A 24098-nucleotide genomic window follows, 5' to 3' on the forward strand; every position below is an offset into this window, starting at 1 on the left:
ACAAGCAATGAGTGTCATCGACAAACGTGAACGCGACCGCACCGCGGCGTTCGCCGCGCTGCTCGGGCAGTTTCCCGAACGGTGCTGCGCGGCCGGCGCGGCGGGCACGATCGGTTTTCGCGAGGCCGGCGCGCAGCATGCGGGCCACGCGCTGCCCGTCGTGCTGCTGCACGGGATCGGCTCGGGCGCAGCATCGTGGGTGCGCCAGCTCGACACGCTCGGCGCGTCGCGACGCGTCCTGGCGTGGGATGCGCCAGGCTACGGCGTGTCGACCCCGGTGCACGGCGCGTCGCCGGCGGCCGCCGATTACGCGGCGTCGCTGAACGCGTGGCTCGAGGCACTCGGCATCGAACGCTGCGTGCTGGTCGGGCATTCGCTCGGCGCGATCGTCGCAGGCGGGTTGGCCCGTCTGATGCCCGCGCGGATCGCCGGCCTGCTGCTGATCTCGCCCGCGGGCGGTTACGGCAGCGCGCCCGCGGAAACGCGCGACACGCGCCGCGATGCACGCCTTGCCATGCTCGAGGAACTCGGCCCGGCCGGACTCGCCGAGCAGCGCAGCGGCAACATGCTGTCGGGCTTCGCGAGCGAGGATGCGCGTGCGTGGGTGCGCTGGAACATGGCGCGCATCGTGCCGGCCGGCTATGCGCAGGCCACGCATCTGCTCGCGAACGCCGATCTCGCGTCCGATCTCGCCGGCTTTCGCGGTCGCACGGCGGTGGCGGTCGGCGCGAACGATGCGATCACGCCGCCTGCCGCGTGCGAGCGCATCGCCGCGGCAGCGCACGTCGGCTTGCAGGTGATTCCGCAGGCAGGTCATGCGGGTTACGTGGAAGCACCGGGGGTTTATTCGTCGCTGATCGACGCGTTCTGCCGTCAGTGCGATCGTCAACGGGGGCTGGAATGAGCGAACCGTTGCAGCAGCCGGATGCGGACTCCGCGAAGTCCGAGGCCAACTACGTGGTGCCGGGCCTCGAACGCGGTTTGCGAATCCTCGCCGAATTCTCGCCGCGTGAGCCGGTACTGGGCGCGCCGGAGTTGTCCAAGCGGCTCGGCATTCCGCGCACGACGGTGTTCCGTCTGCTGCAGACGCTCGAATCGCTCGGCTTTCTCGAGCGCGCGGACAAGGATCGAAACTACAAGCTCGGCATCGCCGTACTGCGGCTCGGCTTCGAATACCTGAGCTCGCTCGAGCTGACCGATCTCGGCCTGCCCGTGATCGAGAGCCTGCGCGACGCGACCGGCTTCACGACGCACATCGTGATCCGCGACGGCCGCGACGTGGTGTTCGTCGCGAAGGCGCAGAGCCAGTCGCCGGTGTTCAGCTCGATTCGCGTGAACGTCGGCACACGCTTGCCCGCGTATGCGACGACGCACGGCCACGTGCTGATGGGCGACCTGTCGTTGAATGAGCTGCGCGCGCTGTATCCGGAAGGCACGCTGAACCGGATGACGAGCGCGACGCCGGAGACGGTCGACGCGCTGTACGAAGTGATCCGCGAGGATGCGCTGCGCGGCTACGGCGTCAGCAATTCGTCGTTCGAACGCGGCATTTCGGTGGTCACGGCGCCGGTGCGCAACGACACGCAGAGGATCGTCGCGTGCATCACCGTGACGGTGCCTCGGCCGGAGATCGACGCGGCGCTGATCGCCGACGGCCTGATCGACAAGGTGCAGCGCGCGGCGGCGGAACTGTCGCGGCGGCTCAATTACCGCTCGGATGACGAGCACACGTTTATGAAGGCTTTAGGACTCCGATGATTGAGATCGATCTGACGGGGCAGGTGGCGGTGGTGACGGGCGGTTCGTCCGGCATCGGCCTCGCGACTGCCGAACGGTTCCTGCAGGCCGGCGCGTCGGTCGCGATCTGCGGCCGCGACGGCGAACGCCTCGCGCGCGCGCAAGCGCTGCTCGGCGAGAAATACCCGGACGCGCAACTGCTCGCCGTGCGCTGCAACGTGCTCGACGAAGCCGATGTGGCCGCGTTCGCGCAGGCCGTGTCCGACCGCTTCGGCCGCGCCGACATGCTGGTCAACAACGCGGGCCAGGGCCGCGTGTCGACCTTCGCGGACACGACCGACGACGCATGGCGCGAAGAGCTCGATCTGAAGTACTTCAGCATCATCCGCCCGACGCGCGCCTTCCTGCCGCTGCTGCGCGACGCGCATGCGCCGACGATCACCTGCGTGAACTCGCTGCTCGCGCTGCAGCCGGAGCCGCACATGGTCGCGACGTCGTCGGCGCGCGCGGGTGTGCTGAGCCTCGTGAAGTCGCTCGCGACCGAACTCGCGCCGCAGCGCATCCGCGTGAACTCGATCCTGATCGGCATCGTCGAGTCGGGTCAATGGCGCCGCCGCTACGAAGCGCAGGCGCAGGCCGGCGAAAGCTGGGAGGACTGGACGGGCGCGCTCGCCCGCAAGAAGAACATCCCGCTGAACCGCTTCGGCAAGCCTGACGAGGCAGCCTGGGCACTTTTTTATCTCGCAACGCATCTGTCGTCCTACACGACGGGCAGCCATATCGACGTTTCTGGAGGCTTTGCACGCCATGTCTAAAAAAACCACGGTTGGCGAGCTGATTGCCGCCTTTCTCGAGCAGTGCGACGTCAAAACCGCATTCGGTGTCATCTCGATCCACAACATGCCGATCCTCGACGCGATCAACTCGCGCGGCAACATCCGGTATGTCGGCGCGCGCGGCGAAGCGGGCGCGGTGAACATGGCCGACGGCCTCGCCCGCGTGTCGGGCGGCCTCGGCGTCGCGTTCACGAGCACCGGCACGGCGGCGGGCAACGCAGCGGGTGCGATGGTCGAGGCACTGACGGCCGGCACCGCGCTGCTGCACATCACGGGGCAGATCGAGACGCCGTACCTCGACCAGGATCTCGCCTACATCCACGAAGCGCCGGACCAGCTCACGATGCTCGACGCGATCTCGAAGGCCGCGTTCCGCGTGCGCACGGTCGAGACCGTGCTGCCGACGATCCGCGAAGCGGTGCGCATCGCGCAGACCGCGCCGACGGGGCCCGTGTCGGTCGAGATTCCGATCGACATCCAGGCTGCCGAAATCGAGTGGCCGGAAGATCTCGCGCCGGCGCACGTCGCGGTGCGCGAGCACGACGACGCACGCGTCGCGAAGCTCGCCGATGCGCTGGCGGCCAAGCGCCGTCCGCTGTTGTGGATCGGCGGCGGTGCGCGCCACGCCCGTGCGGAAGTCGAACGCCTGGTGAAGCTCGGCTTCGGCGTCGTGACGAGCGTGCAGGGGCGCGGCGTGCTGCCGGAAGATCACCCGGCGACGCTCGGCGCGTTCAACGTGCATGCGTCCGTCGAAGCGTTCTACAAGACCTGCGACGCGCTCGTCGTGGTCGGCTCGCGCCTGCGCGGCAACGAAACGCTGAAGTACAAGCTCGCGCTGCCGCAGCCGCTGTTCCGCATCGACGCCGACGCGCTCGCCGACAACCGCGGCTATCGCAACGAGCTGTTCGTGCACGGCGATTCGAAGCGCGTGCTGGCCGAGCTGGCCGATCGCCTCGAAGGCCGCCTGTCCGTCGATCCGCAGTTCGCGGGCGATCTCGCGGCAGCGCGCGAGCAGGCCGTCGCCAGCGTGTCGGAAGGTCTCGGGCCCTACAAGAAGCTGGTCGATACGCTGCAGGGCGCGGTGGGCCGCGACTACAACTGGGTGCGCGACGTGACGATTTCGAACAGCACGTGGGGCAACCGCCTGCTGAAAATCTTCGAACCGCGCGCTGGCGTGCATGCGCTCGGCGGCGGCATCGGCCAGGGCATCCAGATGGGCATCGGCGCGGCACTGGCCGGCGCGGCGGCGAAGACGGTCTGCCTGGTCGGCGACGGCGGCCTGATGGTCAACGTCGGCGAGCTCGTGACGGCCGTGCAGGAAAACGCGAACGTGATGATCGTGCTGATGAACGACCAGTGCTACGGCGTGATCCGCAACATCCAGGACGCGCACTATGGCGGCCGCCGCTGCTTCGTGCAGCTGCACCAGCCGGATTTCGCACAGTTCTGCGCGAGTTTCGGCCTCACGCACTACCGGATCTCGTCGCTCGACCAGGCCGAAGCGATCGTGCGCGAAGGGATGGCGAAGGAAGGGCCGGTGATGGTCGAGGTCGACATGCTGTCGGTCGGCTCGTTCGCATCGCAGTTCGCAGGCCCGCCGGTGAAGAAGGAAGAAACGCCGTCGGAGCGGCAGTATGCGTAACAACCACGCCCACGGGCATGCGCCCGTCGACATCGCGATGATCGGCTTCGGCGCGATCGGTGCGGCCGTGTATCACGCGGTCGAGCACGATGCATCGTTGCGCGTCGCGCACGTGATCGTGCCCGAGCACCAGCGCGACGCGGTGCAGCGTGAGCTCGGAAGCGCGGTGGAGGTCGTATCGTCGGTCGATGCACTGGCCCACCTGCCCGAGTTCGCGCTCGAATGCGCGGGCCACGGCGCGCTCGTCGATCACGTCGTGCCGCTGCTGAAGGCCGGCACCGATTGCGCGGTCGCATCGATCGGCGCGCTGTCCGACCTTGCGCTGCTCGACGTGCTGTCGCAGGCCGCCGACGAAGGCGACGCGACGCTGACGCTGCTGTCCGGCGCGATCGGCGGAATCGACGCGTTGGCGTCGGCGAAGCAGGGCGGCCTCGACGAGGTGCTGTACGTCGGCCGCAAGCCGCCGCTCGGCTGGCTCGGCACACCTGCCGAGGCGTTGTGCGACTTGCGTGCGATGACCGAAGAGAAGGTCATCTTCGAGGGCACCGCACGCGACGCCGCGCGGCTGTATCCGAAGAACGCGAACGTCGCGGCGACGGTCGCGCTCGCGGGCCTCGGCCTCGACGCGACGCGCGTGCGCCTGATTGCCGATCCGGCCGTCGCGCGTAACGTGCACCGCATTACCGCACGCGGCGCGTTCGGCGAAATGTCGCTCGAAATGAGCGGCAAGCCGTTGCCCGACAACCCGAAGACGTCCGCGTTGACCGCGTACAGCGCGATCCGCGCGCTGCGCAACCGCGCGGCCCGCTGCGTGATCTGAGCGTGCGACGCAGCCATTCGGGCCAATGAACGGCCGCCGGCGCCACGGCGCGGGCGGCTGCGCAGAGACAGATTAGTGGGACTTGTGACATGACTCCATTCGATACGAGCCTCGTACCCAACGGCGACATCCTGATCGGCGGCGAGTGGCGGCGCGGTCGCGGCGCGCCTTACGCGAGCATCTACCCGGCCGACCAGTCGCTGAACATGGAAGTATCGACGGCGAACGCGGAAGACGCGGCCGAAGCCGTCGTGGCCGCCGACGCCGCGTGGCGCCGCGCCGACTGGGCCGGCCTCAAGCCGCACCAGCGCGCGCTGGTGCTGTACCGGATCGCCGACCTGATCATGCAGCGTCACGAGGCGCTCGCGAACCTGCAGCGCCGCGACAACGGCAAGCCGATCGGCGAGACGCGCGTGCTGGTGGCGAGCGCCGCCAACACGTTCCGCTATTTCGCGGCGTGCCTGGAAACGCTCGACGAGGAACTGACACCGTCGCGCGGCGACTATCTGACGATGAGCGTGCACGAGCCGATCGGCGTGATCGCGGCGATCACGCCGTGGAATTCGCCCATCGCATCCGACGCGCAGAAGCTCGCGCCGGCGCTCGCCGGCGGCAACGCGGTGGTGCTCAAGCCGGCCGAAGTCACGCCGCTCGTGTCGCTCGCGCTGGCCCGCATCTGCGAGGAGGCCGGCGTGCCGAAGGGCGTGCTGAGCGTGCTGCCGGGCAAGGGCTCGGTGATCGGCGACGTGCTCGTGCGCCATCCGCTCGTGAAGAAGGTGTCGTTTACCGGCGGCACCGAAGTGGGCCGCGGCATCGCGCGCATCGCCGCCGAGAAGCTGATGCCCGTGTCGCTCGAACTCGGCGGCAAGTCGCCGACGATCGTGTGCGACGACGCCGATCTCGATCACGCGGTCAACGGCGTGCTGTACGGCATCTTCAGCTCGTCGGGCGAGGCGTGCATCGCGGGTTCGCGCCTGTTCGTGCAGCGCGCGATCTACGACACGTTCATGCAACGCCTCGTCGAAGGCGCGCGCAAGCTGCGCGTGGGCGACCCGACGCGGCCCGACACGCAGATGGGCCCGCTGATCACCGCGAAGCATCGTGAATCGGTGGAGCGCTACGTCGCGCTCGGGCTGGAGGAAGGCGGCCGCCTGCTGTGCGGCGGCGAGCGGCCGTCGGGCGACGGGCGTGAGGACGGCTTCTTCTACCAGCCGACGATTCTCGAAGGTTTGCCGAACACCGCGCGCATCTGCCAGGAAGAAATCTTCGGACCGGTGCTGGTCGCGATGCCGTTCGACGACGAAGCGTCGCTGATCGCGCAGGCGAACGACAGCGTGTTCGGCCTTGCCGCCGGCATCTGGACGCGGGACTACAAGCGCGCGTGGCGCATTGCGCGCGCGCTCGAGACGGGCACCGTCTGGATCAACACGTACAAGCTGTTTTCGATCTCCACCCCGTTCTCGGGCTGGAAGGAGAGCGGGATGGGCCGCGAGAAGGGCCGTCTCGGCATCCGCGAGTACATGCAGCAGAAGAGCCTCTACTGGGGCTTGAACGACGCGCCGCTGCCGTGGGCGAACTGAGCGAAGGGGAATGACGTAATGAGCATCTTGGGTATCGAGCAGATCACGTACGGTGTCGACGACCTCGCGACGTGCCGGCGCTTTTTCGCCGACTGGGGGCTGAAGGAAGTCGCGCACGACGACACGCGCGCACGTTTCGAAACGCTGAACGGCTGCACCGTGCTGGTCGTCAAGGCCGACGATCCGTCGCTGCCGCCGGCGTTCGAGGCGGGTCCGACGCTGCGCGAGGTGACGTGGGGTGTCGCGACGAAGCAGGAACTCGACGCGCTGCGCACGAAACTGGCTGGCCAGCCCGGCTATTACGCGCACGACGACGCGGTGGGTTGCATCGATCCGAACGGCATGGCGATTCGCGTCGAAGTCACGCGCAAGCGCGAACTCGACATCACCGGCTCGCCGTCGAACGTGTGGGGCCAGACGCTGCGCGTCGACCAGCCGAGCCCGATCTATCCGCGCGCGGAACCGGTCGAGGTTGGCCACGTGGTGTTCTTCACGAACTGCCTCGACGCGCAGGAAACGTTCTATCACGAGCTGCTCGGCTTCGAGACGTCGGATCGCTATCCGGGCCGCGGCGCGTTCATGCGTTGCGCGCCGCACGGCGGCCACCACGATCTGTTCCTGCTCGCGTTGCCGAATGGCAAGCGCGGCCTGAACCACGTCGCGTTCACCGTGCGGGACATCCACGAAGTGTTCGGCGGCGGCATGCACATCGACCGCTGCGGCTGGGAAACGCAACTCGGCCCGGGGCGTCACCCGGTGTCGTCCGCGTATTTCTGGTACTTCCAGAACCCGGCCGGCGCGCTGATCGAGTACTACGCGGACGAAGACGTGCTGACGCCCGAGTGGCAGCCGCGCGAATTCGAACCTGGCCCGACCGTGTTCGCCGAATGGGCCGTCGACGGCGGCCTCGACGGCAACACGCGCCGGCAGAAGGACGCGAAGGCGCCGGAAGGCAAGTTCATGACGGAGCGCAAATCATGACCGAAGCGAACACGCAGGCGTCGGCCGTGCCGGGCACGGTCGTCGTGATCGGCGGCGGCCAGGCCGCCGGCTGGGTGCTGAAGACGCTGCGCGCGGAAGGGTTCGCGGGCCGCCTCGTGATGATCGCCGACGAGCCGCACCTGCCGTACGAACGCCCGCCGCTGTCGAAAGCCGTGCTGGCCGGCGATGCCGACATCGAAACGGTGCGCGTCGTGCGTCCCGACGAATTCGACACGCTGAACGTCGAGGCGTGGCAGCCGGAACGCGCTGCGTCGATCGACCGTGCGCGCCGCGTGGTGAAGACCGAAAGCGGGCTCGAGATCGAATACGACCGTCTCGTGATCGCGACTGGCGGCACGTCGCGTCGCTTGCCTGATGCAATCGTCAGGACGCCGAACCTGCACTACCTGCGCACGCTCGACGAAGCGGCCGCGCTCGGCGAGAAGCTGCGTGCGAGCCGGCGCGTGCTCGTGATCGGCGGCGGCTGGATCGGCCTCGAAGTCGCTGCGACCGCACGCAAGCTCGGCGTCGAAGCGGTCGTCGTCGAAGGCGCTCCGCGTCTGTGCGGACGGTCGGTGCCTCAGATCGTGTCGGACTTCCTGCTCGACCTGCATCGCGCGAACGGTGTCGACGTGCGTCTCGGCGCGGCGCTCGCATCGCTCGACGCGCAACCGGACGACGCGTCGAAGGTGCGCGCGACGCTCGCCGACGGCACGACGATCGACGCCGATTTCGCGGTGGCCGGCATCGGCCTCGCGCTGAACGCGACGCTGGCGAGCGACGCGGGCCTGGCGATCGACGACGGCATCGTGGTCGACGAATTCGGTGCGACCAGCGACCCGGCGATCTTCGCGTGCGGTGACGTCGCGAATCATCACAACGGCTGGCTGAAGCGGCGCGTGCGGCTCGAATCGTGGGCGAACGCGCAGAACCAGGCGATCGCGGCTGCGAAGGCCGTGCTCGGCGTGCGCGCGCCGTACGCGGAGATTCCGTGGTTCTGGTCCGATCAGTACGACGTGAACCTGCAGATCCTCGGCGATCTGCCGGCCGATGCGCAGCTCGTCGTGCGCGGCGACCTCGCCGCGCGCCGCGCGACGCTGTTTTTCGTAGGCGATGGGCATGTGAGAGGTGTCATCGCCGTCAACAACGCACGCGAGCTCAAGCTCGCACGCAAGTGGATGAACCAGGGCCGGGCTGTGGATACGGAAGCCCTGGCGGACACGACCAAACCGCTTGCCTGACCGGCGAACGATCCAGGAGACCCCCCGCATGAGCACTTTCGACAACGTCGTGGCCGGCAGGGCCACGATGGAAGCTGCCGCCTCCACGCCCGGCGCGATCATCGCGCGGCTCGAGCGGCTTCCGACCAACGCGATGCAGATCCGCGCGCGTGTGCTGATCGGCACCGCCACGTTCTTCGACGGCTTCGACGTGATCACGATCGCGGCGACGCTGCCGCTGCTGATTCACAAGTGGGGGCTGTCGCCGACGCAGATCGGCATGCTGATCGCGTCCGGCGCGATCGGCCAGCTGATCGGTGCGTTCCTGTTTCCCGCGCTCGCGGAAAAGCATGGCCGCGTGAAGGCGATCGCGTGGAGTTCGGCCGTGATCGGCATCACGAGCATCGCGTGCGGTTTCGCGCCGACGTTCGAGATATTCGTGCTCCTGCGGATCTTGCAGGGGCTCGGTCTCGGCGGCGAACTGCCGGTCGCAGCCACGTACATCAACGAAATCACGCGTGCGCACGGTCGCGGCCGCTTCGTGCTGTTGTATGAAATCGTGTTTCCGATCGGTTTGCTGGTGTCGATGGCGCTGGGCGCATGGCTCGTGCCACGGTTCGGCTGGGAGATCATGTACTTCGTCGGCGGGCTGCCGTTGATCCTCGCGCTGGTGCTCACGCATCTCGTGCCGGAATCGCCGCGCTGGCTCGCATCGCGCGGGCGCCTCCCCGAAGCCGGGCGCGCGGTCGGTGTGTTCGAATCGTCGGTGCGCGGCGAACTGCCGCCGGTCACGCAGGTGGCCGCGTACGACGAGATGGTGCGCCAGCACCCGAAGCGCCGGATGAGCGACCTGTTCAGCGCCGCGTATCGCAAGCGCACGCTTGCCGTGGCGACGCTCTGGGCGACCTGCGGGTTCATCCAGTACGGGCTGTCCACGTGGCTGCCGACGATCTACAAGAACTTCTATCACGCGCCGTTGCAACTCGCGCTGAATCTCGCGGTGATCGGCTCGGTGATGGGCGTGCTCGGGTCGCTTGCGTCGGCGCTGCTCGTCGACAAGCTCGGACGCAAGCCGGTGATCGTGTGGTCGTTCGTGCTGTGCGCGCTGTCGTTGGCGTTCGCGGGCCTCTATCACGCATCGTCGGTGTACGTCGTCGCGGTGTTCTGCTCGCTGTCGCTGGGGCTGATGGCATCGGGCTTCATCACCGCGTACGTCTATACGCCGGAGCAGTATCCGACGAGCATCCGTGCGTCGGGCTGCGGACTCGGCAGCGCGTGGCTGAAGATCGCGTCGTTCGCGGCGCCGATGATCGTGCCGCACGCGATCATCGGCGGCAGCCTCGCGCCGGCGTTCTACCTGATCGGCGTCGTGCCGCTGATCGCGGCGGTGACCGTGCACTTCGTCGGGATCGAGACGAAAGGCAAGGTGCTGGAGGCGCTGGAAGCGTAAGCGCATGTCGCCGTGGTGGATGGCGTGAAGGGAAGGGCCCGGGCGATACCGTCCGGGCCTTTGTGCTTTTGTCTGCGGGCATGGGCTGATCCGGCATCTCCTTTCACTTTCTCGACTTGTGCGTATGGCGACCGGGCCAGGCATGGGCCGGGTTCCGCGGGACGCCGGTCGATGCGTTGGGCGTGCCGCGCGTTGCCGTGACGCAGGCGCGATGCACCATCCGGCAGGCGGCTTGCCGGATGGCCCGGTCGAACGTACGCTTTGTCGACACCCCGGCCCACCAGCAGGTTATCGACCATGCAAGCCCATCCTTTGCGTCTTTCCCTCGGCGACGATCTGCGCGCATCGGTCGAGCAGGCATTGTGCCGGCTCGACACACACGCGGCATTCGTGATCCAGGGGATCGGCAGCCTGACCGTCGCGCAGTTGCGCTTTGCCGGTGTCGACGCGCCGACCGAACTGCGCGGCGACCTCGAGATCCTGACGCTGGCCGGTTCGGTCTCGCCGGACGGCGCGCACCTTCATATGTCGGTGTCCGATGCGAACGGCCGCGTGTCGGGCGGACACGTCGCGAGCGGTTGCATGGTGCGGACGACCGCCGAGATCCTGCTCGTGCTGTTGCCCGCATATCGTTTCTCCCGTGAACCCGATGCAGGGACCGGGTTCAACGAGCTGGTGATTCGTCCGGAGTCAGGCTGATCGTGCGCACGGTCTGGCGCAGGTGACCGATGCGGCTTACCCCGGCACGAACACCCCCATCGCCGCGATCGCCATCGCGACCGTCGCGGCCCAGCCGCCCCACGCCAGCGCGCCCGTCACGGCGAACTTGCCCATGATGCGTCGGCTGCCGGCCATCAGCATCATCACGATCATGATCGGAACCGCGGTCACGCCGTTGATGACCGCACTCCAGTAGAGCGCGCGGATCGGGTCGAAATGCATGAACGTGATCGCGACGCCGCCCACGATCGCGAGGGCGATCACCGCATAGAATTCGGGCGCGACGCCGAGCCGAAGCGCGAGGCTGTTGCGCCAGCGGAAGCTGCCCGAGGCCGCATACGCGGCCGATCCGGCGAGCACCGGCAACGCCAGCAGGCCGGTGCCGACGATCCCGAGCGCAAACAGCATGTACGCGAAGTGCCCGGCAATGGGCTCGAGCGCGCGCGCGGCATCGGCGGACGTCTTCACTTCGATGTGGTGCATGTTGAGCGTGGCCGCTGCGGTCAGCGTGATGAAGAACGCAATGACGTTCGATACGCCCATGCCGACCCAGGTATCGAAGTTGATTCGTCGCAACTGCGCGGGTGCCTGACGAGGTGCGCGCCGCAACGCGTGCTCGTTCGGCTTCGCATGCAGTTCCTCGACTTCCTGCGACGCCTGCCAGAAAAACAGATAAGGGCTGATCGTGGTGCCGAGCACGGCGATGACCGTGGTCAGGTAGGCGGCGGTCAGCTGGATATGCGGCCACACGATCGCGCGGCCGACCTCGCCCCAATGGACGGGCACGATGAGCGCCACCGCGACATACGCGAGCAGGACCAGCGCGATCCATTTGAGCAGGCGTGCATACCGGTCGTACGGCACGAAAATCTGCAGCACGGCCGACACGCCGCCCAGACAGACGACATAGAGTTCCTGAGGGCCGTGCAGCAGGAGATGGACCGCCGCGCCCATCGCCGACAGGTCGGCCGCGATGTTGATCACGTTCGCGATCAACAGCAATGCCACTGCGCTGTAGAGCAGCCATGACGGGTAGTGCGCGCGCATGTTCGACGCGAGGCCCTTGCCCGTCACGCGGCCGATGCGCGCGCTGACCAGCTGGATCGCCGTCATCAGCGGATAGGTCAGCAGCAGCGACCAGAGCAGTTCGAATCCGAACTGCGCACCCGCCTGCGAATAGGTTCCGATGCCTGACGGATCGTCGTCGGCGGCACCGGTGACGAGGCCCGGCCCGAGGCGCCGGAGCCACGTTGCCGCGCGCGGACGAGGCTGCGCGGTATCGAGGGACTCGTTGTCGTTCATGTCGGCGGCCCGTGGGAAGGGGGCAACCGAGTCGCAATCGGCGTGCCCGGGCCGTAGGACGGGCGGCGCCGGTCGGCTGATGCGTGTCGAACGCCGAGCGCGGCGCAGCAGAAAACCGGCTTGGCCGAGGCGCGGGAAGCGGGGCTGCGGGAGAAAACGGACCGGGCGCTCGCGAACGAGGGCGGCCGGACCGCGGCGCGAAGGGCGCAGCAGCGGCGATACGCGTCGGCGCGAGCGACGGGGCGTGCCCGACGTGCCGCGTCGGCCGCTCGACGGTTGCATCGCGCGCCGGATTGGCGGCGTGTCGTCGGCTGTCGGCGGCACGTCAGTGCCGGCGGTGCGGAATGCAAAAGACGGAAAGCCCCGGGTGTGACCGTTTCCGGGTCAGGGGCGCGCCATGAGCGCAACCGGTCCGGCGGCGCCCGTTCGGCGTCAACGGTCAGTCATTGCAACATCCCGATTGCTGCGCCCGGTCACCAGGCAGCCGGACATGAACGCCTCGCTCTGGCTGCTGGCGGCCGCGTTGCCGAAGCCTCGGCTGAGCGCATCGTATTTCACCTGCTCGGCACCCTGCGAACACGCCATCGGGCTGGCGTCGCGGCCTTGCGCGTGCAGCAGCGCCCGATCGCCGATCAGGTAGGCCAGCAGCGCGAAAAACGCGATGTGTACCACTCGTCTCATGATTCGTCTCCTCGTTGCCGAAGCGTAACGCGGACACGTTTCGTGAAGCACTTGGGGCTTCCCCCGGTAAACGTCTGCTGAAACGGCGACATGCCTGTTGTAATTGCGTCCCGTTCTTGTGCCGCGCGAACGCGGAAGGGGCAGTGGCCGGCCGTACCGGCGCGCGATTGACGCGAGTTTGACGAATGTCAGGGTACGGGCAGGGCGAGACGGTCGCGCCGGCACTCAAAGCGATAGCATCAATGCATGTTTCAACGGAACGCAATGCGCGCAAGCGATGGGCGCAGCGGATCCGAACGCAACAGGCACGTGCCGAACATCGCTATCGAAATAGTGAGGAATCCAAATGCTTAACGTCTCTTCCGTGCTGATCAGTCTCGCGCCGATGTGGGCCATTCTGCTGATTGCGTCTTCCGCCGCGACCTATCTGGTGTTCTGGCGCAAGGTTATCAAGTAAGCGCCGCACCGTTCATCGCACTGCCGTCACCGGCACATTCGAGATCCGCACGAGCCGATCCATCACGCTGCGACGGAACATCGACAGCATCGCGTGAAACGGATCCTGCCGCGGCGCAACGACGACGATTTCGTCGCAGCCGGTCTCGGCCGCGACGGCCGCGATCGTGTCGGCCACCGGCCCGACCTTCTTCACGATGCTGTATCGGACACCGGCTTCCCGCAACACCCGCTCCGCCATCGCCAGATCGTCGCACGCGAACTTGTCCTCGATCGACTGAAGCCTCGACAGCGGGTGAAACGCCTCGAGCCGCGTCGCCTCGAGCGGCGCCTGCACGTTGATCAGCACGATCTCGGATGCGCAACGTTCGCGATACAGGAAGGTCGCGTGGCGAACCGCCTGCAGCGAGCGAGGCGAATGTCCGACCGGAACCAGCAGTTTGAGCATGGAAAATGCTCCGTAGTCGAGATGTTCCCAGCGTAGTGCGCCGCCGGATCGCGCGACCTAAAGAGATTGGGCGGCCGCGTAAAAATGTCGTTAACGTCCGTCGCCTCGTGTTGCGCCTATTAGAAATATAAGAAATTTTAGTTTATGCGCATAAACGTTTACACCAGTCGAACGAGTGGCAGCCCGACACAGGCCGATTTAGTCGAATCCTCAATGAATCGCGGCGGAAAATATCGGAGGTTGGCCATCCGGCGTCGCGTAGAGTAGAGCATCGACCGCGGCGCGGCCGCTTTCCGGCGCCTTCCCGGCCGTTCGGGACGGACTGCCGCCACCGCGCGGCCGGCCATTCCATTCCGATTCCAGGAGACCTCGCATGCCGCACGGCGCCCCGCAGCTTCTCGCTCCCGCTTCCATCACCGTCGACCCGATCGTGCGCCTGTCGGCCGGCGAACTCGCGTCGGCGATCCGTGGCAAGGCGGTGTCGTGCGTCGAGACGATGCGTGCCTATCTCGATCACATCGAGCGCGTGAACGGCGCGGTGAACGCGCTGATCTCGCTGCGCGATCGCGCCGTGCTGCTTGCCGAAGCCGCGGAAAAGGACGCCGCGCTGGCCCGCGGCGAGTATCACGGCTGGCTGCACGGGATGCCGCAGGCGCCGAAGGATCTCGCGATGACCAAAGGGCTGCGGACGACCTACGGCTCGCCGATTTTCCGCGAAAACGTGCCGCAGGGCGATTCGGTCGGCGTCGGCCGCATGCGTGCGGCGGGCGCGATCTTCATCGGCAAGACCAACACGCCGGAGTTCGGCCTCGGCTCGCATACGTTCAACGAAATCCACGGCGCGACACGCAATCCGTACGACCTGACGAAGAGTGCCGGCGGCAGCAGCGGCGGCACGGCGGCGGCGCTCGCCGCGCGCATGCTGCCGGTCGCGGATGGCAGTGACTTCGGCGGCTCGCTGCGCAATCCGGCCGCGTTCTGCAACATCTACGGGTTCCGTCCGTCGCAGGGCCGCGTGCCGCGCTGGCCGGGCGTCGACGTGTTCATGCAGCAGCTCGGCATCGAAGGGCCGATGGGCCGCACGGTCGGCGACGTCGCGCAGCTGCTCGCGATCCAGGCCGGCTACGACCCGAACGATCCGCTGTCGCTTGCGGAGGATCCGGCCGAGTTCGCGAAGCCGCTCGACAAGGACCTGCGCGGCGAGCGCATCGCGTGGGTCGGCGACTGGAACGGTTATCTCGCGACGGAGCCGGGCGTGCTCGCGCAGTGCGAAACGGGCCTCGCGACGCTGCGCGAGATCGGCTGCGACGTCGATGCGGCGCTGCCGGCGTTCGCCCCCGAGCGCATCTGGCGCCTGTGGCTCGCGCATCGACATCTGTTGTCCGGTGGCGGGCTGCTCGCGCACTATCGCGATCCGGCACGGCGCGCGCTGCTGAAGCCCGAGGCGATCTACGAGGTCGAAGGGCTGCTCGCGATGCAGGGTGCCGAGGTGTTCGACGCGAGCGTCGAGCGCACCGCGTGGCACCAGGCGGTGCTGAGCTTCTTCGATCGCTACGACTTCATCGCGGCACCGACCGCGCAGGTGTTTCCGTTCGACGTCGAGCAGCGCTGGCCGAAGGAAATCGCGGGCCGCGCGATGGACACCTACCACCGCTGGATGGAAACGGTCGTGCCGTGGACGCTGGCCGGCTGCCCGGTGATCAGCGTGCCGGTCGGCTTCAACGACGCGGGGCTGCCGATGGGGATGCAGCTGATCGGCCGGCCGCGCGCGGACCTCGCGGTGCTGCAGCTCGCGCGTGGCTACGAGCAGGCGGCCGACTGGGTCGGCCGGCGGCTGCCGGCGTGGATGGCTGCGTGATGCGTGCCGCGGTGTCGATCGCGGATGTTCGAAACAAGCGCTATTGATGCGGAAAAGGAACGAATCCGGACGCGTGCCCGACATCGTGCGGCAATCGCGGACGAATGCGCGCGGCGAGTCGGGACGGCCGCGCAATTGCAAGCGGCTGCGGCGCGCGATTTCGTTTCGATGTGTTTCAGTCGTTGCGGCGGCGCGCGACGCGCTTCGACAATATCGGCCTCAATCATTCGGGTACGAGGCAAACAGATGAAGCATATTCGCGCGACGGGCAAGCACCTGGCATCGGCGGGCATCGCATTCGGCATCCTGCTGGGCGCCAACGGCGCCGCGCATGCGCAGCTCGACCTGCAGTCGATCGGCTCGGCGCTGCTCGGCGGCGGGCCGCAACAGGCCGCACCCGCGCAGGGCGGCGTCGCGCAGCTGATGCAGGCGTACGTCGGCGCGAACCAGCAGGTGCTGGCCGGGCAGTCGTCGCTCGCGTCGGCGATGGGGCTCACCGGCGCGGCCGGGCAGGCGCAGCAGGCCGCCAGCCTGCTCGGTGGCGGCAACGCGTTGACGCCGGCCGTGCTGTCGCAGATGGGCGGCGCGCAGCAGTCGGTGTCGCAGGCGCTTGGCCAGGCGTTCGCGAGCGGCGGCCCGACCCACGGCCCGATCGACAAGCAGGCGTTCAGCAACGGCCTCGCATCGCTCGGCCAGGGCCTCACGCAGTATTCGCAGCTGCAGTCGGGGCTTGGCAATCTCGGTTCGACCAGCGCCGCTTCGCTGCTCCAGTCGGGCCTGAATCCGCAGAACATGCAGGCCGCGTCGTATATCGCGCAAAGCGCGCCGGGCCAGTTGCAGTCGCTCGCGTCGACGCTCAGCCAGGCCGTGCAGTTCGCGACGAGCCAGGGCATTTCGGTGCCGGCGGTCGCGTCGTCCGCGCTGAAGCTGCTGCCGTAACGCAGCCGCACCCCGCGCGCCGCGGTGCCGGCGGCGCGCGGCGATCCGGGATGGCCCCGCGCAACATGGGGATATCGCGCGATGCTATCGTTGTGCGTTTCCCGTTCCCGGTGCCGGTTCATGACTGACTCGTTCGACCTCCCGCGCTACTTCGCCCGCATCGGCTACGACGGCCCGGCCGAGCCGACGCTCGACGTGCTGCGCCGGCTGCATCTGCTGCACCCGCAGGCGATCCCGTTCGAAAACCTCAACCCGCTGACCGGCGCACGTGTCGCGCTCGACCTGCCCGCGATCGTCGACAAGGTGATCGGGCGCCGCCGCGGCGGCTACTGCTTCGAACTCAACAAGCTCTTCCACACCGCGCTTACGACGATCGGTTTTCGCGTGACGCCGCTGATCGCGCGCGTGCGCTGGATGCGGCCGCCCGAGGTCGTCACCGCGCAGACGCACATGCTGCTGCGCATCGATCTCGATGGCGCGACGTGGCTCGCGGACATCGGCTTCGGCAGCGCGACGCTGACCGCGCCGCTGCGCTTCGTGCCGGGCGAGCGGCAGCTGACGCCGCACGGCGCGTTTCGCATCGTCGGCGCGCCGGTCGACGGCGAGTTCGACATGCAGTTCGAGATCCCCGACGGCTGGCAGACGACTTACCGCTTCTCGCTGAAACCGGCCGAGTGGATCGATTACGACGCCGCGAACTGGTTCACGTCGACCTATCCCGAATCGATCTTCGTGAACGACCTGATCGCCTGCCGCGTGCTGCCGGACGGCCGCGCGGCGCTGTTCAACACCGTGCTGACGGTGCGCGACGCGGCGGGCGCGGGGCGCACCGTCACCTTCGACGACGCGGCCGCGTGGGGCGCGTGCCTGCGCGACACGATCGGCATCGATACGAGCGGCTTCGATCTCGACGCGCTGTTCACCCGGATCGCAGCGCGGGTGAACCCGATGTAAGCGCATGGCGAGCGGCGGGGCGTCGACGTCCGCCGCGCCGCCGGTTCCGGTCTCCCGATTGACATTTGCTAGATTGCTAGCATACTAGCCGACATGACCGACGAAGAAGTGAAGCAATTCAACGTGTACCTGCCGCTGAGCCTGATCCGGCAGGTCAAGCATCGCGCCATCGAAACGGAGCAGTCGCTGTCCGCGCTGGTGGCCGACGCATTGCGCGCGTATCTGGCCGCTCCGCAGCCGGGGGCCGGGCCGTCCACCACGGAGGAATGACATGTCATCCGAGCGAATCGAAGCCGTGTACCTCACGACGCACAACTGGGGCAAGTCCGCAAAGTTCTTCCAGGCGCTGGGCTTCACGCTGGAATTCGAAACCGATCACAACTCGGGCCAGCTGAGAAACGGCGACGGCCCGTTTCTGTTCATCGCCGAAGTGCCGGCCGGCGAGACGCCGGACATGCAGGTCGTGCTGAAGGTGCCCGACGAGCAGGCGGTCCGGCCGCAGCCGATCGTCGACGTGGTCACTCCGTTCGAGGATACGCACTGGGGTACGCGCGACATGACCGTGCGCGATCCCGACGGCCGTGTCTGGCGCCTGCAGGCGCCGGGCACGCCGGGCGCGTGAGGCCGCGGCGATGACCGACCTCCATCGGGACGCCCCCGACAGCACCGCCGAACGCGTCGCGCTGTGGCGCGCGCTGCACGTCGAACTCGATGCGCCGCCGCACGTGCTCGCCGACGAAGTCGGCCTGCGCCTGCTCGCGCCGGCGCCCGGCTGGCATCAGCGCGGCGACATGGATCCGCGGTTCACGCAGCCGTTTCGCGCATCGATCGTCGCGCGGGCGCGCTTCATCGAGGATCTCGTCGTCGAGCACGCCGCGCGGGGCGTGAGCCAGTACGTGATCCTCGGCGCGGGCCTCGACAGCTTCGTGCAGCGCCGGCCGGAGATGGCGTCGCACCTGACCGTCTTCGAGGTCGATCCGCCCGCGCCGCAGGCGTGGAAGCGCCGCCGGCTGACCGAGCTTGGCTTCGGCGTGCCGGACTGGCTGCGGCTCGTGCCGTTCGATTTCGAAGCGAAGCAGTCGTGGCGCGACGCGCTCGTGCGCGCTGGCTTCGATCCGGGCAAGCCGGCGGTCGTCGTGTCCACCGGCGTCAGCATGTACCTGACGCGCGACGCGAACGCGGCGGCGTTGCGCGAAGTCGCGTCGCTCGCGCCGGGTTCGACGTTCGCGATGACGTTCCTGCTGCCGCTCGAGCTTGCAGATCCGAGTGTGCGGCCGGGGCTCGAAATGGCCGCCAAAGGCGCGCGCGCGAGCGGTACGCCGTTCATCAGCTTCTTCATGCCGGAGGAGATCCGCGCGCTCGCGACGGAGGCCGGCTTCGCACGGGCCGAGCACGTGTCGGCCGCGGAGCTTGCACGTCGCTACTTCGCCGACCGCAGCGACGGTCTGCGTCCGCCGGACAACGCGGAAGAGCTGCTCGTCGCGACGGTGTGATCCCGGCGCGACCCGGGCTCACCCGTCACGCGCGTTCGAGCACGGCCATCTCGCGCACGACCACGAGCAGCACCGCGAGGCTCGCGCCGCCCGATGCGCGCAGGTCGGCGAGCAGGTGCTCGTAGCGCTGCAGCGCGGCGTCGCGGCGTTCGCGCCACGCATGGACGATCGTCTCGGGCGCCGTCGAGTCGGCCGATTCCGCGAGCGCGCTGGTGGCGAGCGTGCGCTTGAGCCGCGCGACCTCCGCGAGCGCGGCCGCGCGCGCCAGCATGTCCCAGTGCGTCGGGGTCGGCAGCGTGGCCGCGCGTTCGCCGATCCACCCGTAGTTCAGCAGCGTGCCGAGCGAGAAGTAGACGCCCGCGACCAGTTCGAGACTGCGATCGCAGGTCGCGGCCACTTCGGCGATGTCGAGCAGCGCGGCGGAGATGTCGCCGCTCGCGACGCGCACCGCGAGCGCGCTGTCGACGCCGGCATCGACCAGCACGCGCTGCCGCTCGGACAGCGCTTCCAGATCGTCGGCCGGCAGCAGCGACGGCAATTGCGGCGCAATCCGCTGCACCGCGTCGCGGCAGCGCGCGATCAGTCCGGCGACGCCGCCGTTGGCCACCGCGCCCGACTGAAGCTGCCGCAGGAACCACAACGCCGCGCGTTCCAGCAGCCGCGCGACGTCGACGAACATGCGCGCCTGCACGTCGTCGGCGACGCGGTTGTCGAGTGCGTCGATGTCGCGCCATACCGCATCGAGATCGAACACGTCGCGCGCCATGATGCAGGCGCGCACGATGTCGCCAGGCTTCGCATCGGTTTCCTCCATCAGCCGGTGCACGAACGCGCAGCCGACCCGGTTGACGAGCGCGTTGGTCAGGTGCGTCGCGAGGATCTCGCGGCGCAGCGGGTGGCGATGCATCGGTTCGCTGAAGCGCTGTTGCAGCGGCTTCGGGAAATAGTCGACGAGCATCGCGGCGACGAGCGGATCCTCGGGCACGTCGGATTCGAGCAGCGCGTCGTACAGCCACATCTTGCTGTAGGCGAGGAGCACCGCGCGCTCCGGCGACGTGAGCCCCTGTTTCGCGGCCTGCCGTTCGGCGATCTCGTCGTCGGTCGGCAGGAACTCGATCACGCGGTTCAGGCGACCCGCGCGTTCGAGCCAGCGCATCAGGCGCGCCTCGGCGTCGAGCAGATCGACGCTGTAGCGGCCCGCGATCGACAGCGCCTGCGTCTGATAGTAGTTGTCGCGCAGCACGAGCAGCCCGACTTCGTCGGTCATTTCCGCGAGCAGGGCGTTGCGCTGCTTCTCGGTCATCTCGCCGTCGGTGACGACGAGTCCGAGCAGGATCTTGATGTTGACTTCGTGATCCGAACAATCGACGCCGGCCGAGTTGTCGATCGCGTCGGTGTTGATGCGGCCGCCGCGCTGCGCGAACTCGATGCGGCCGAACTGCGTGCAGCCGAGGTTGCCGCCTTCGCCGACGACCTTGCAGCGCAGGTCCGCGCCGTTTACCCGCACCGCGTCGTTCGCGCGATCGCCGACCTGCTGGTGGGTTTCGCGCGCGGCCTTCACGTAGGTGCCGATGCCGCCGTTGTAAAGCAGATCGACAGGCGCCTGCAGGATGGCGCGGATCAGCTCGGTCGGCGGCAGCGCGTGCGCGTCGATGCCGAGCGCGGCCTGCACGGCCGGCGACAGCGGGATCGTCTTCGCGGTGCGTGGGTAGACGCCGCCGCCCGCCGAGATGACGGATGTGTCGTAGTCGGCCCAGCTCGAGCGTTCAAGCGCGAACATCCGCTGGCGCTCCGCGAAGCTCGTCGCCGGATCGGGGTTCGGGTCGAGGAACACGTGCCGGTGATCGAACGCCGCGACGAGCCGGATATGCGGCGACAGCAGCATCCCGTTGCCGAACACGTCGCCCGACATGTCGCCGACGCCGACCACGGTGAAGTCGGTCGTCTGCGTGTCGATGCCCATCTCGCGGAAGTGCCGCTTGACCGATTCCCATGCGCCGCGCGCGGTGATCGCCATCTTCTTGTGGTCGTAGCCGACGGAGCCGCCGGACGCGAATGCATCGTCGAGCCAGAAGCCGTATTCGTGAGAGATCGCGTTCGCGTAGTCGGAGAACGTGGCCGTGCCCTTGTCGGCCGCGACGACGAGATACGGATCGTCGGGGTCGTGCCGCACCACGTCGGGCGGCGGCACGATTGCGTTGCCGGCGAGATTGTCGGTCAGGTCGAGCAGGCCGCGCAGGAACGTCTGGTAGCACGCGACGCCCTCGCGCATCCACGCTTCACGATCGCTCGGCGGCGGCGGGTTTTTCACGACGAAGCCGCCTTTCGAGCCGACCGGCACGATCACGACGTTCTTCACCATCTGCGCCTTCATCAGCCCCAGCACCTCGGTGCGGAAGTCCTCGCGACGGTCGGACCAGCGCAGCCCGCCGCGCGCGACGCGCCCGCCGCGCAGGTGCACGCCCTCGACGCGCGGCGAGTACACCCAGATCTCGAACATCGGCTTCGGCTCGGGCAGGCCGGGCACTTTCGCCGGATTGAACTTGAACGACAGGTACGGCTTCGGTTCGCCGTTCGCGTCGTGCAGGAAATAGTTGGTGCGCACGGTCGCGTTGATCACGCCGAGGAACTGGCGCAGGATCCGGTCCTCGTCGAGGTTCGGCACCTGGTCGAGCGCCGTCTCGATCGCCTTCAGCAGGTGTTCGACCTGCACGTCGCGCGTGCCGCCGGTGGCCGGGTCGAAGCGCAGCAGGAACAGCTCGACGAGTTGCCGTGCGATCGCCGGGTTGCCGGTCAGCGCGCGCTCGATATAGGCATCGCTGAACGTCGAGCCGACCTGCCGCAGGTATTTCCCGTACGCGCGCAGGATCGTGACTTCGCGTGCGCTCAGGTGCGCGCGCAACACGAGACGGTTGAAGTCGTCGTTCTCGATCCGGCCGGTCCAGATCCGGTCGAACGCGTCCTCGAACAGGCCCTTCACGCGCTCGATGTCGAATTCGGTATCGTCCGCGAGTTCGAGGCCGAAGTCATGCACCCACGCGGGCGCGGCATCCTGCGTCTGGATCCGGTACGGCCGCTCCTCGTCGACGCGCACGCCGAGATGCTCGAGCATCGGCAGGCTGCGCGACAGCGCGATCGGGTCGCCCGCGCGGTACACCTTGAAGCGGAATGCGCGCGCCTCGGCCTCGATCGGGCGGTACAGGTTCATCGCGAGCTGGCCCGACTCCTTCACGCGCTCGATCAACTCGATGTCGCGCACGGCCGTGCGCGCCGGGTAGTCGTCGCGATAGCCGGCCGGGAACGAGTCCGCATAGCGCTGCAGCAGGCGGTTGCCTTGTTCTTCTCCGAAGGCGTCGAGCAGCGCGTCCGCGAGATCGTCCTGCCAGCGGCGCGTGACCTGCACGAGCCGCGTTTCGAGCTCGCGCGTGTCGACGTCAGGCATCGTGCCCGGTTCCGCATGGACGACGAAATGAATTCGCGCGATCGCCGATTCCGACAGCAGCGGCGTGAACTCGACGGTCACGCCGTTGTACGCGTCGACGAGCAGCTTCGCGATGCGGCGGCGCAGGTCGGTGTTGTACTTGTCGCGCGGCACGAACGCGAGGCACGACACGAAGCGGTCGAAGCGGTCGCGCCGCACGAACAGGCGCGTGCGCTGGTGTTCCTGCAGGCGCAGGATGCCGAGCGCGATGTCGTAGAGCTGATCCTCGTCGGCCTGGAACAGTTCGTCGCGCGGATAGGTTTCGAGCACCGTCACCAGCGACTTGCCGAGATGTCCCTTCGGCAGGAAGCCCGCACGCTTCACGATGTTCGCGCATTTGCGGCGCACGATAGGGATTTCGGTGTACGAACCGAAATACGATGTCGACGTGTACAACCCGATGAAGCGGCGTTCGCCGGTCACCTTGCCGTCGGCGCCGACCAGTTTGACGCCGACGTAGTCGAGATAGCCGGGCCGGTGCACGGTCGCGCGCGAGTTCGCCTTGGTCAGGAAAATGGGCCAGGGGCCGGTGACGATCTCGGCGGCCGCCGGCGGCAGCGGCGTCACGTCGGGCGCGCCGGGCGTGCGCAGCGATTCGCGCAGCAGGCCGAAGCCGGAGCCTTCCACGCCGCGCAGGCCGAAGCCCGTGCCGTCGGACACGAGCGCGTAGTCGCGCTGGCCGAGAAACGTGAAGTGATCGGCGGCCATCCACTCGAGGAACGCGCGCGCCTCGATGTCTTCCGCGGTGGATTCGCGGGCCTTCATGTCCTTGATCGTCGCGCGCGCGATGTCGACGATCTTCGGCCAGTCCTCGACCGACGCGCGCACATCGCCGAGCACGCGCGCGATGTCGTCGCGCAGCGTGTCGAGCAGCGCGGCGTCGCCGCAGCGGTCGACTTCGAAGTGAATGAACGACGCGAGTTGCGACTGGCCGTCGCCGGGCGTCGCGCCACCGGCGTCGACACGTTCGATCCCGCCGTTGCCGGCGCGCCAGATGCGGAACACCGGGTGCAGCGCGGAGTGCAGCGCGAGCCCGAGGCGATTGACGGCCATCGTCACCGAATCGACCAGGAACGGCATGTCGTCGTTGACGATCTCGATCACCGTGTGGTCCGAGTGCCAGCCGTGCTGTTCGAGGATCGGGTTGTAGACGCGCAGCCGCTCGCTGCCGGGCACGAATTTCTGGGCGGTCTGCCAGTGTGCCATTGCGGCGCCGTAGAGGTCGGCGATGCCGCGATTCTGCAGATCATCGGCGTCGACGAAATCGTAGTAATGACGCAGGAACGGTTCGACGATCCGGAACGTGGCTTCGGGCAGCCGCCCGCGCGCGAATTCGACGACATCGGAGAGCAGGTGTGCGACGACTTCCTCGTTCTTCGCTTCCATGGCGGTCTCCCGGGTGGCCACTGGCTGCTGCGTGTGTTCGGCATTATGCGCCGATTGATGTGCCGGTTGCGTGACGGAGCGATGTGCGGGCGCACAACGCGGGGCAGGGGGGAG

Annotated in this window: 20 protein-coding genes; 16 read left to right on the forward strand and 4 right to left on the reverse strand. The window is 68.1% G+C overall.

Annotated elements, in window-relative coordinates; all coding sequences use genetic code 11:
* Window positions 1-7: 7 nt before the first annotated feature.
* The 10 genes from ACT2FV_RS02785 to ACT2FV_RS02830 all read left to right on the forward strand — a co-directional run bounded on the left by ACT2FV_RS02785 (window position 8) and on the right by ACT2FV_RS02830 (window position 10965).
* The gene (locus ACT2FV_RS02785; RefSeq protein WP_444503150.1) at window positions 8-904 is read left to right on the forward strand and encodes an alpha/beta fold hydrolase; all 897 of its coding nucleotides are present in this window, start codon (window positions 8-10) and stop codon (window positions 902-904) included.
* Window positions 901-1758, forward strand: a complete 858-nt coding sequence (locus ACT2FV_RS02790) for an IclR family transcriptional regulator (RefSeq protein WP_124904915.1) — start codon at window positions 901-903, stop codon at window positions 1756-1758. Before ACT2FV_RS02785 ends, ACT2FV_RS02790 begins: the two co-directional genes overlap by 4 nt.
* Complete coding sequence (locus tag ACT2FV_RS02795) at window positions 1755-2552, forward strand: SDR family oxidoreductase (RefSeq protein ID WP_444503151.1); 798 nt, start codon at window positions 1755-1757, stop codon at window positions 2550-2552. Before ACT2FV_RS02790 ends, ACT2FV_RS02795 begins: the two co-directional genes overlap by 4 nt.
* Window positions 2545-4215, forward strand: coding sequence for a thiamine pyrophosphate-binding protein (locus ACT2FV_RS02800; protein WP_151048628.1), 1671 nt, complete (start codon window positions 2545-2547; stop codon window positions 4213-4215). The genes ACT2FV_RS02795 and ACT2FV_RS02800 overlap by 8 nt, the downstream gene beginning before the upstream one ends.
* A complete protein-coding gene (locus tag ACT2FV_RS02805) occupies window positions 4208-5035 on the forward strand; it encodes an aspartate dehydrogenase (RefSeq protein ID WP_059608465.1) in 828 nt (275 codons plus the stop codon). Before ACT2FV_RS02800 ends, ACT2FV_RS02805 begins: the two co-directional genes overlap by 8 nt.
* 89 nt (window positions 5036-5124) lie before the next feature.
* Entirely contained in the window at window positions 5125-6615 is a 1491-nt protein-coding gene (locus ACT2FV_RS02810; protein WP_124628982.1) for an aldehyde dehydrogenase, read from the forward strand.
* Between the two features lie 18 nt (window positions 6616-6633).
* Window positions 6634-7596 (forward strand): VOC family protein, encoded by a 963-nt coding sequence (locus tag ACT2FV_RS02815; protein ID WP_059608463.1) that lies wholly within the window; start codon window positions 6634-6636, stop codon window positions 7594-7596.
* The gene (locus ACT2FV_RS02820; protein WP_444503152.1) at window positions 7593-8837 is read left to right on the forward strand and encodes an NAD(P)/FAD-dependent oxidoreductase; all 1245 of its coding nucleotides are present in this window, start codon (window positions 7593-7595) and stop codon (window positions 8835-8837) included. The genes ACT2FV_RS02815 and ACT2FV_RS02820 overlap by 4 nt, the downstream gene beginning before the upstream one ends.
* A 28-nt stretch (window positions 8838-8865) precedes the next feature.
* Window positions 8866-10266: an MFS transporter gene (locus ACT2FV_RS02825; protein WP_174912228.1), complete on the forward strand. Its 1401-nt coding sequence runs from the start codon at window positions 8866-8868 to the stop codon at window positions 10264-10266.
* A 297-nt stretch (window positions 10267-10563) separates the two neighbouring features.
* Entirely contained in the window at window positions 10564-10965 is a 402-nt protein-coding gene (locus ACT2FV_RS02830) for a PPC domain-containing DNA-binding protein (protein WP_151048621.1), read from the forward strand.
* Between the two features lie 36 nt (window positions 10966-11001).
* Here the strand turns inward: ACT2FV_RS02830 and ACT2FV_RS02835 are convergent, their stop codons facing one another.
* From ACT2FV_RS02835 to ACT2FV_RS02845, 3 genes are all read right to left on the reverse strand, one after another.
* Window positions 11002-12288, reverse strand: a complete 1287-nt coding sequence (locus tag ACT2FV_RS02835) for an NRAMP family divalent metal transporter (RefSeq protein ID WP_444503153.1) — start codon at window positions 12286-12288, stop codon at window positions 11002-11004.
* Between the two features lie 432 nt (window positions 12289-12720).
* Window positions 12721-12969: a hypothetical protein gene (locus ACT2FV_RS02840; RefSeq protein ID WP_059608455.1), complete on the reverse strand. Its 249-nt coding sequence runs from the start codon at window positions 12967-12969 to the stop codon at window positions 12721-12723.
* Between the two features lie 469 nt (window positions 12970-13438).
* Window positions 13439-13873, reverse strand: coding sequence for a universal stress protein (locus tag ACT2FV_RS02845; protein ID WP_059608454.1), 435 nt, complete (start codon window positions 13871-13873; stop codon window positions 13439-13441).
* Window positions 13874-14246: 373 nt separating this feature from the next.
* On the opposite strand from ACT2FV_RS02845, the gene ACT2FV_RS02850 reads away from it, so the two are divergent.
* From ACT2FV_RS02850 to ACT2FV_RS02875, 6 genes are all read left to right on the forward strand, one after another.
* On the forward strand, window positions 14247-15731 hold the full coding sequence (locus ACT2FV_RS02850; RefSeq protein WP_444503154.1) for an amidase: 1485 nt from the start codon (window positions 14247-14249) through the stop codon (window positions 15729-15731).
* 246 nt (window positions 15732-15977) lie between these two features.
* Window positions 15978-16670, forward strand: a complete 693-nt coding sequence (locus ACT2FV_RS02855; RefSeq protein WP_151048618.1) for a hypothetical protein — start codon at window positions 15978-15980, stop codon at window positions 16668-16670.
* Window positions 16671-16790: 120 nt separating this feature from the next.
* Window positions 16791-17624: an arylamine N-acetyltransferase family protein gene (locus ACT2FV_RS02860; protein WP_059608451.1), complete on the forward strand. Its 834-nt coding sequence runs from the start codon at window positions 16791-16793 to the stop codon at window positions 17622-17624.
* Window positions 17625-17717: 93 nt separating this feature from the next.
* Window positions 17718-17894 (forward strand): ribbon-helix-helix domain-containing protein, encoded by a 177-nt coding sequence (locus tag ACT2FV_RS02865; RefSeq protein WP_124629012.1) that lies wholly within the window; start codon window positions 17718-17720, stop codon window positions 17892-17894.
* A 1-nt stretch (window position 17895) separates the two neighbouring features.
* The gene (locus ACT2FV_RS02870) at window positions 17896-18246 is read left to right on the forward strand and encodes a VOC family protein (RefSeq protein ID WP_444503155.1); all 351 of its coding nucleotides are present in this window, start codon (window positions 17896-17898) and stop codon (window positions 18244-18246) included.
* 10 nt (window positions 18247-18256) lie between these two features.
* A complete protein-coding gene (locus ACT2FV_RS02875) occupies window positions 18257-19117 on the forward strand; it encodes a class I SAM-dependent methyltransferase (protein ID WP_444503156.1) in 861 nt (286 codons plus the stop codon).
* A 25-nt stretch (window positions 19118-19142) separates the two neighbouring features.
* Here the strand turns inward: ACT2FV_RS02875 and ACT2FV_RS02880 are convergent, their stop codons facing one another.
* Window positions 19143-23984, reverse strand: coding sequence for an NAD-glutamate dehydrogenase (locus tag ACT2FV_RS02880; RefSeq protein WP_444503157.1), 4842 nt, complete (start codon window positions 23982-23984; stop codon window positions 19143-19145).
* Window positions 23985-24098 lie beyond the last annotated feature (114 nt).

Origin of the sequence: Burkholderia sp. PR2 (assembly GCF_052372875.1) — a bacterium.
Taxonomy (GTDB): domain Bacteria; phylum Pseudomonadota; class Gammaproteobacteria; order Burkholderiales; family Burkholderiaceae; genus Burkholderia; species Burkholderia diffusa.